The organism is Ornithinicoccus halotolerans (genome assembly GCF_009602535.1).
Classification (GTDB): Bacteria; Actinomycetota; Actinomycetes; order Actinomycetales; family Dermatophilaceae; genus Ornithinicoccus; species Ornithinicoccus halotolerans.
In genome coordinates this window covers 1-7,361 of the sequence record NZ_WIQI01000120.1, presented here as the reverse complement: position 1 = coordinate 7,361, position 7,361 = coordinate 1, and the positions used below count along the sequence as shown (strand labels likewise).

Annotated in this window: 9 protein-coding genes, 1 tRNA gene and 1 riboswitch; of the genes, 6 read left to right on the top strand and 4 right to left on the bottom strand. The window is 75.5% G+C overall.

All coding sequences use genetic code 11. The features are described 5' to 3' along the window. Both GFJ45_RS14225 and GFJ45_RS14220 read right to left on the bottom strand, forming a co-directional pair. Positions 1-950, bottom strand: a 950-nt coding sequence (locus tag GFJ45_RS14225; RefSeq protein ID WP_194288686.1) for a CbiQ family ECF transporter T component, incomplete at its 3' end; no start/stop codon positions are given. Positions 951-1,065: 115 nt separating this feature from the next. Then, positions 1,066-1,138, bottom strand: a riboswitch (cobalamin riboswitch). Continuing rightward, the gene (locus GFJ45_RS14220; RefSeq protein ID WP_153398343.1) at positions 1,112-2,380 is read right to left on the bottom strand and encodes an MFS transporter; all 1,269 of its coding nucleotides are present in this window, start codon (positions 2,378-2,380) and stop codon (positions 1,112-1,114) included. Its footprint overlaps the riboswitch before it by 27 nt. Before the next feature lie 145 nt (positions 2,381-2,525). Between GFJ45_RS14220 and GFJ45_RS14215 the strand changes: the two genes are divergently transcribed. Further along, positions 2,526-3,578 carry an iron-containing redox enzyme family protein gene (locus tag GFJ45_RS14215; protein ID WP_153398341.1) on the top strand — a complete coding sequence of 351 codons (1,053 nt, stop codon included), beginning with the start codon at positions 2,526-2,528 and terminating at the stop codon, positions 3,576-3,578. Then, on the top strand, positions 3,575-3,778 hold the full coding sequence (locus GFJ45_RS14210; protein WP_153398339.1) for a CDGSH iron-sulfur domain-containing protein: 204 nt from the start codon (positions 3,575-3,577) through the stop codon (positions 3,776-3,778). Before GFJ45_RS14215 ends, GFJ45_RS14210 begins: the two co-directional genes overlap by 4 nt. 145 nt (positions 3,779-3,923) lie before the next feature. Here the strand turns inward: GFJ45_RS14210 and GFJ45_RS14205 are convergent. Then, positions 3,924-4,010, bottom strand: a tRNA-Ser gene (locus GFJ45_RS14205). Positions 4,011-4,020: 10 nt separating this feature from the next. After that, positions 4,021-4,464: a nucleoside deaminase gene (locus tag GFJ45_RS14200; protein ID WP_228387085.1), complete on the bottom strand. Its 444-nt coding sequence runs from the start codon at positions 4,462-4,464 to the stop codon at positions 4,021-4,023. A 127-nt stretch (positions 4,465-4,591) separates the two neighbouring features. Here GFJ45_RS14200 and upp point away from each other — a divergent pair, with 127 nt between their 5' ends. The 4 genes from upp to GFJ45_RS14180 form a co-directional block, all read left to right on the top strand. Further along, on the top strand, positions 4,592-5,230 hold the full coding sequence (upp, locus tag GFJ45_RS14195) for a uracil phosphoribosyltransferase (RefSeq protein ID WP_153398335.1): 639 nt from the start codon (positions 4,592-4,594) through the stop codon (positions 5,228-5,230). A gap of 6 nt (positions 5,231-5,236) precedes the next feature. Beyond that, entirely contained in the window at positions 5,237-6,400 is a 1,164-nt protein-coding gene (locus GFJ45_RS14190) for an aminotransferase class I/II-fold pyridoxal phosphate-dependent enzyme (RefSeq protein ID WP_153398333.1), read from the top strand. Positions 6,401-6,474: 74 nt separating this feature from the next. Beyond that, positions 6,475-6,669 carry a hypothetical protein gene (locus GFJ45_RS14185; protein WP_153398332.1) on the top strand — a complete coding sequence of 65 codons (195 nt, stop codon included), beginning with the start codon at positions 6,475-6,477 and terminating at the stop codon, positions 6,667-6,669. Between the two features lie 6 nt (positions 6,670-6,675). Then, positions 6,676-7,361: PH domain-containing protein (locus GFJ45_RS14180; RefSeq protein WP_228387083.1), on the top strand; the 686-nt coding region annotated here is incomplete at its 3' end.

Genomic DNA, 7,361 nt, shown 5'->3' with positions numbered 1-7,361 from the left:
GGAGGTAACGCCGCTACGCCCGTGGCCGGACCCACCGCGAGTGCCCGCACCAGTCCGGCGAGCAGCAGCGCGACCGCCACCGGGGTAGCCGCCTGCGCGCTGAGCAGGAGGTAGACCCCCAGGCACAGCAGCACCAGCGACCCGCTCATGAGGGTGCCGGTGAGACGGCGCCGGGGCGGGCCGTCCAGCCGGGTGCGCCCGTACCCGCGGACCTCCATCGCGGCGGCCAGCGCCAGCGACCGGTCGACCGCGTCCTCCAGCACCGGCACCGCGATCGCGCGGACCGCCCCCAGCCCGCGGGTGCGGCCCCCGCGCAGCCGGCGCGCCCGCCGCACCCGCAGCGTGCTCTGCACCAGCTGGGGGGCCACGGTGATCGCGATGACGACGGCGACGGACACGTCGTAGAGGGCGCTGGGCACCGAGCGCAGCGCCCGCTTGGGGTTGGCGAGGGCGTTCGCGGCACCGACCGCCAGCAGCACCAGGCCGAGGCGGAGGGCGTCCTGGGCCCCGGCGAGCAGCCGCTCGGCGGTGACGGGGCCGCCGACGTTGACGCCGACCGCCCACTCCGGCAGCGGGACCCGGGGCACCCGGAACACCGTGGTGGCGCCACCGGCGCCCCCCATGAGGACGACGAAGACCAGCCGGATGGCGACGACCACGAGCGCGAGCACCACGTAGGCCCAGATGGCCCGGGCCCACGGGGAGTCGTCGCGGCAGCCGAGCACGACGGCCACGACGGTCACGCCGAGCCCGAGCAGCAGCCAGGGGTGGGTGGTGGTGCTGGCCGCGACCGCGACCCCCAGCGCCCAGCCCCACCACGCCCACGGGTGGAGCCGGGGGGTCCGGACGGCGTCAGCGGCCGCTACCGGGGCCGGAGCGGCCGGCACAGCGCGCGGCTGCCCGCCCGCACCGGGTCGGGCGGTGAGGGGGTGCGGCTGCGGCTGCGGCACCGTCGGCGACCTCCGGGTCGACCGGCCTGCGAGGACCGGGACCGGAGGGCGCGATGCGCGAACCGGCTCGCTCCCGCAGACCGCGGCGGGTGTGTCTCGAGCCTGGGAGACTGCCGGCATTCCGACTTCCCGGCCCAGCAGGGGCGGGTCACGGCTGCGGGTCAGTGCCGGTCTCGCACCGGCTTCCCCGACAGGTCCCTCAGGTCCCCCGACTCTACCAGCGGGCGCCGGGCGTCTTGGCCGGTCAGCACCACCAGCACCCCGGCGACCACGGCCCCGGCACCGAGCACCAGCGCTGCGGTGGGGAACCCGCCGAGTGCCCCGGCCAGCAGCGCCCCGGCCCCGGGCGCCAGCGCGATGACCGCCATGATCGGGGCGCCGAAGAGGCCGTTGACCCGGCCGAACGCGGTGGTGCCCCACCGCTCGGCCACCGCGGTGGCCTGCACGAGGGTGAGCGCCCCGCGCAGCGCGCCGGCGAGCACGGCGAGGGCCAGCAGCAGCCCGGCCGGTCCCGGCACCAGCCCGAGCACGACGACGACCGCGCCGCCACCGGCCAGCAGCCCGGCGGTGCGCGTCCGGATGCTGGTGTGCCGCGACAGCACGCCGTAGCCCAGCCGTCCCACCAGCTGGCCCGCACCCACCAGGCCCAGCCCCCAGGCGGCGAGCTGGGTCGACAGGCCCCGCCCGGTGAGCAACGGCACCAGGTTCACGGTCGCGGCGTAGAGACCGAACGTGCCCAGCGCGAGCCCCGCGGTCAGCAGCAGGAACGGCCGGCTTCGGACGACGGCCCGGGCGTGCGCGCGCTCCTCGGCGGTGACCTGCCCGCGGGCGCGGTCGACGCCGGGCCGCCACGGCGGCGTGAGCAGGCCGGCATGGAGCGGCAGCGTCACCACCAGCGCCACCGCTGCCAGCCCCAGCAGCGCCGGGCGCCACCCCAGCCGCTCCGTCAGCGCGGCGGTCGTCGGCGCGAACACGGTGCTGGCCAGGCCACCGGCGATGGTCACCACCGTCAGCGCCCGCACCCGGCGCGGCGGCTCGAACCACCGGGTGAGCGCCACGAACGCCGGCGGGTACAGCGTGCCGGCCTGCCCGAGCCCGACCACCACCCAGGCCGCGAAGAACCAGGGCAGCGTGGGCGCCGACGCGACCGCGACGACGCCGAGCGCTCCGGCCACCGAGCCGACCGACATCACCAGCCGTGGGCCCAGCCGGTCCAGCAGCGGGCCCACGAGCACTCCGGCCAGCGCGTTGACGACCGCCCCCACCGAGAACGCCGCCATCGCCGGTCCGGTCCCCCACCCGGTGTCCGCCGCGACCTGGACGACCATTACCGGGAACGCGTAGTAGAGCACGCCCCAACTGACGACCTGGGTGACGCACAGCGCGGCGAGCGCCCGCCGCAGCCGCCGCTCCTGTGGTGTCCGCCGCATCCTCGGGACGGTAGCGGCTCAGCGCGCCGACGCCGGTGGAGTCGCCACGGCGGTGCGCCACCGGATCGCGTGCTCGACCGCTGCTTCGTACGCTGGTCTCCGCTGATGCCGGCGAGCCCGACGGGCCGGCGGGAAGGACGGGACCGTGACACCACCGGAGCCGAGGGGTCCGCTGTCCGCGCTCCTGCTGCGGACGCTGAGCGGCGTCCCGGGAGAGCTCACCGCCCAGGACCGGGCCGGGCTCGAGGCAGCGGCCGAGGCGGCCTGTGCCGCGGCGGACCCGGTGGCCGACGAGGACCTGCAGCTGTCGCTGTGGGTGCTGTACGAGCTGCACTACCGGGGCTTCGCCACGGTGGACGACCGCTGGGAGTGGCACCCCGGCCTGCTGGCGGTCCGGCAGCAGCTGGAGCAGGCGTTCGAGACGTTCCTGCGCGAGCGCACCAGGGAGCAGGTCGCCCGCGCCAGCGAGGCGGCCCGGTCGGACCTGCCCGGCGCGTTGTTCGCCCTCGCCGAGTCCGACGACGGGCCCTCGGTGTCGGGGTACGCCCGCAGCCGGATGACGCGGGAGCAGTGGGACGAGCTGCTGCTGCTCCGCGCGGTCTCCCAGCTCAAGGAGGCCGACCCGCACAGCTTCGCGGTGCCACGGCTGCAGCGCGCCGCCAAGGTGCACCTGGTGGAGATCCTCTACGACGAGTACGGCGCGGGACGGCCCGAGCGGCAGCACGCCGTGCTGTACGCGGACGCGATGCGCGCCAGCGGGCTCGACCCGGCCGACGGCGGCTACGTGGACCGTGCCCCCGCCGTGGTCCTCGCCGCCAGCAACGTGGTCTCGACGTTTGCCCTCCACCGCCGGCTGCGGGCTGCCGCGGCCGGCCACTTCGCGATGGTGGAGACCACCAGCTCGCTGCCGTCCAAGGGCTACGTCGGGGCGGCGCAGCGGCTCGGCCTCCCCGAGCAGGCCTGGGCCTACTTCGACGAGCACGTGGAGGCGGACGCCGTCCACGAGCAGGTCGCCATCCGCGACCTGTGCGGTGCCCTCGTGGCGCGGGAGCCGGCCGAGCTGGAGTCGGTGGTCTTCGGGATGGCCGCGGGCCTCTACCTCGAGGGACGGGTCGGCAGCCACCTGCTCGAGCGCTGGCACCGGGGTGAGTCCGCGCTGCGTGGCCCGGTCGCCGCGGGTCTGCAGGAACCGGCATGACGCGGCGTCCGGCCGGAGAGGTCCGCCGCGACGTCCCCGGGGGCCCGACGCTTGTGCGCGGCGCGGCCAGCTACACCGACGAGCAGGGCGTGGTGCACCCGGTGACGCGACCGGTCGTGGCCGTCTGCCGCTGCGGCGCGTCCCAGCGGCAGCCGTGGTGCGACGGCGTCCACAAGCTGCTCGGCCGGCGCGCGACCTGACCCCTCACCGCCAGCGCACCGGGAGGGCGGAGCGGGCGTCGCGGTGCTGCACCTCCGCCGCGCCGGCGGGCGAACGACAGAGGGGCGGACCCGGAGGTCCGCCCCTCTGCTGCTCATCCGGCTTCGACGGTGTCGAAGTTCACGGCGGTGGCGGTGGGATTTGAACCCACGGTGGGCGCAAGCCCACAAACGCTTTCGAGGCGTTCTCCTTCGGCCGCTCGGACACGCCACCGCCGAGCAGGCTACCGGAGGCGCCGCTGACGGAAGAAATCCAGCAGCAGCTGCTCGCAGTCCTCCCGGGCGACCCCGGCCACCACCTCCGGACGGTGCAGCGACTGCCGGTCGCGGGGCAGGTCCCACACCGAGCCGCACGCCCCGGCCTTGGGGTCGAACGCCCCGAAGACGATGCGCCCCACCCGTGCCAGGACGGCCGCGCCGGCGCACATCGCGCACGGCTCCAGCGTCGCCACCAGGGTGCAGCTCTCCAGCCGCCAGCGCCCGAGCCGGGCACCAGCTGCCCGCAGCGCCACCACCTCGGCGTGCCCGGTGGGGTCGGCCTGCGCCTCGCGCACGTTCGCCCCCCGGCCGAGCACCGTCCCGTCCGGGCCGACCACGAGGGCCCCGACCGGGACGTCCTGCCGTGACCGCTCGGCCGCGGCGCGCGCCAGCGCGAGCGCCTCCCGCACCCAGCCGGCCTCGTCGCCGTCCGCCCAGGCCGCTGCCGGGCCGCTACCTCCCCCGCGGGCGTCTGCGCCCCGGTCGTCGGGTCCCGGGGCGGGTGTCGGGTCGGGGGCCACCCGGTAAGTTTCGCGTATGCGCGTCCACGTTGCCGACCACCCGCTCATCGACCACAAGCTGACCTACCTGCGGGACCGGCGGACCGACACCCCGACCTTCCGCCGGCTGGCCGACGAGCTGGTCACGCTGCTGGCCTACGAGGCGACCCGGGACGTGCGCACCACCCCCTTCGACATCGACACCCCGGTCGCCCCCACCCAGGGTGTGCACCTGGCTAGCCCGAAGCCGCTGGTCGTGCCCATCCTGCGCGCGGGCCTGGGGATGCTGGACGGGATGATGCGGATGCTGCCGACCGCCGAGGTCGGCTTCCTGGGCATGGTCCGCAACGAGGAGACGCTGGAGGCGCAGACCTACGCCAACCGGCTGCCCGAGGACCTGGACAAGCGGCAGTGCTACCTGCTGGACCCGATGCTGGCGACCGGCGGGACTCTGGTCGCGGCCATCCAGTACCTCCACGACCTGGGCGCCGACGACATCACCACCACCTGCCTGCTGGCGGCCCCGGAGGGCATCGAGCGGCTCGAGCGGGACACCTCCCACCTGAACGTGCCGATCACCCTGGTGACCGGAGCGGTCGACGAGCGCCTCGACGAGCACGGCTTCATCGTGCCCGGGCTGGGGGACGCCGGCGACCGGCTCTACGGGGTGGTCTGAGCAGCGATGGCCCGGGTCTCACGGCGCTCGGCCATCGAGCCGTTCCACGTCATGGAGGTGCTGCGGGCGGCCGCCGAGCGCGCCCGTAGCCACGGTGACGCGCTGCCGCTGTGCGCCGGGCAGCCCGCCACCCCCGCCCCGGCGGCGGTGCGCCGCGCCGCCGAGCACGCGATGGCCGCCGAGGTGCTCGGCTACACCGAGGCCACCGGGATCCTGCCGCTGCGGGAGGCGATCGCGGCTCACCACCGCCGGCAGGACGGCACCGACGTGACCGCCGAGGACGTGGTCGTGACGACCGGGTCCTCGGGCGCGTTCGCGCTGCTGTTCCTGGCCGCCTTCGAGGCCGGTGACACCGTCGCCATGGCCCGTCCGGGCTACCCGGCCTACCGGAACACGCTCGCGGCGCTGGGCTGCCGGGTGCTGGAGCTGGACTGCGGCGCGGAGAGCCGCTACCAGCCCACGGTGGCGATGCTGGAGCAGCTGCCGGAGCCGCCGGCGGGGCTGATCGTGGCCAGCCCGGCCAACCCGACCGGCACGATCATCGACCCCGACGAGCTGGCCGCGCTCGCCCGCTGGTGCGAGTCGCACGGCACGCTGCTGGTCAGTGACGAGATCTACCACGGCATCAGCTTCGGCCGCCCGACCGCGAGCGCCTGGCGCACCAGCCGGGAGGCGGTCGTGGTCGGCTCGGTCAGCAAGTACTTCTCGATGACCGGCTGGCGGCTGGGCTGGGCGCTGCTGCCGAGGGCGCTGCGCCGCCCGGTCGAGGTGCTCACCCAGAACCTGACCATCTGCCCGCCGGCGATCGCCCAGCACGCGGCGGTCGCGGCCTTCACCCCGGAGGCGCGCGCCGAGCTGGACGGCCACGTGGCCCGGTACGCCGAAACCCGCGAGCTGCTGCTGGACCGGCTGCCGGCGCTGGGGCTGGACTCGTTCGCGCCGCCGGACGGGGGCTTCTACGCCTGGTGCGACATCGGCCACCTCACCGACGACTCCGTGGCCTGGTGCCAGGACGTCCTGGCCCGCACCGGCGTGGCGCTCACCCCGGGAGTGGACTTCGACACTGCCCACGGGCGGCGGTGGGTGCGGCTGAGCTTCGCCGGCAGCACCGCCGAGGTCGCCGAGGCGCTGGACCGGATGGCGGCCGCCGGGGTGCTGCGGGCCCGCTGACCTACGGCGTGCCTGCCCCGACCAGAGCGGCCCGGCTGCCACCATGCAAGGGACGTGTGGCCACACGTCGACACGTGACCGCGACCGTGGAGGAGCCCGCGATGCCCGGCAAGATCAAGCTGATCCTGACCTGGCTCGTCTTCGGCTTCCTGGTGTACGCGGTGATCACCAGCCCGGAGCGGGCCGCCGACATCGTCCGGGCGGTCTGGGACATCGTCCTCACCGGCTTCCAGAACATCGGGCGGTTCTTCGAGTCGTTGCTGGGGTGAGCCCTCGTGGCGCCGGGTGACCGCGCGAGCAGCCGGATCCTGCACCGCTACCTGCTGGACGACGAGCAGGTCGTGGTCGCGACCCGCCACCACTGGGGCAAGCTGCTCGAGCCGGCCGTCACCACGGTCGCCGCCTTCCTGCTGGTCGCATGGGTCTCCACCCCGCTGGAGCAGCTGGCCGGCGAGGCCGCGCTGCTGGTGTGGTGGCTCTGGCTCGCGGTGCTGGGACGGCTGGTGTGGAAGGCGTTGGAGTGGCGCAACGAGTGGTTCGTCGCGACCGACCGCCGGCTGCTGCTGACCTACGGGCTGGTCACCCACAAGGTCGCGATGATGCCGCTGCGCAAGGTGACCGACATGAACTACGCCCGCTCCCCGTTCGGCCGGGTGCTGGGCTACGGCCAGTTCCTGCTGGAGTCGGCCGGGCAGGACCAGGCGATGCGCGAGATCGACTGGCTTCCCGACCCCGACCGCGCCTACCGGCGGATCTGCGACACCATCTTCGGGCCCGGCGTCCGCGACCCCGACGACGCGCTGCACGACGAGCCGGAGCCGGCCTCCGGGTCCGGCAGCCACCCCGGGGGCGCGGCCCCTGACACCGGCCCGGCGCGGCCGATGGTGAGGGCGCACGGCGAGCCGGACCCCAGCCCGGGCGAGCCCCCGTTCGTCGAGCCGGACCCGGGCCCGGGCCAGAC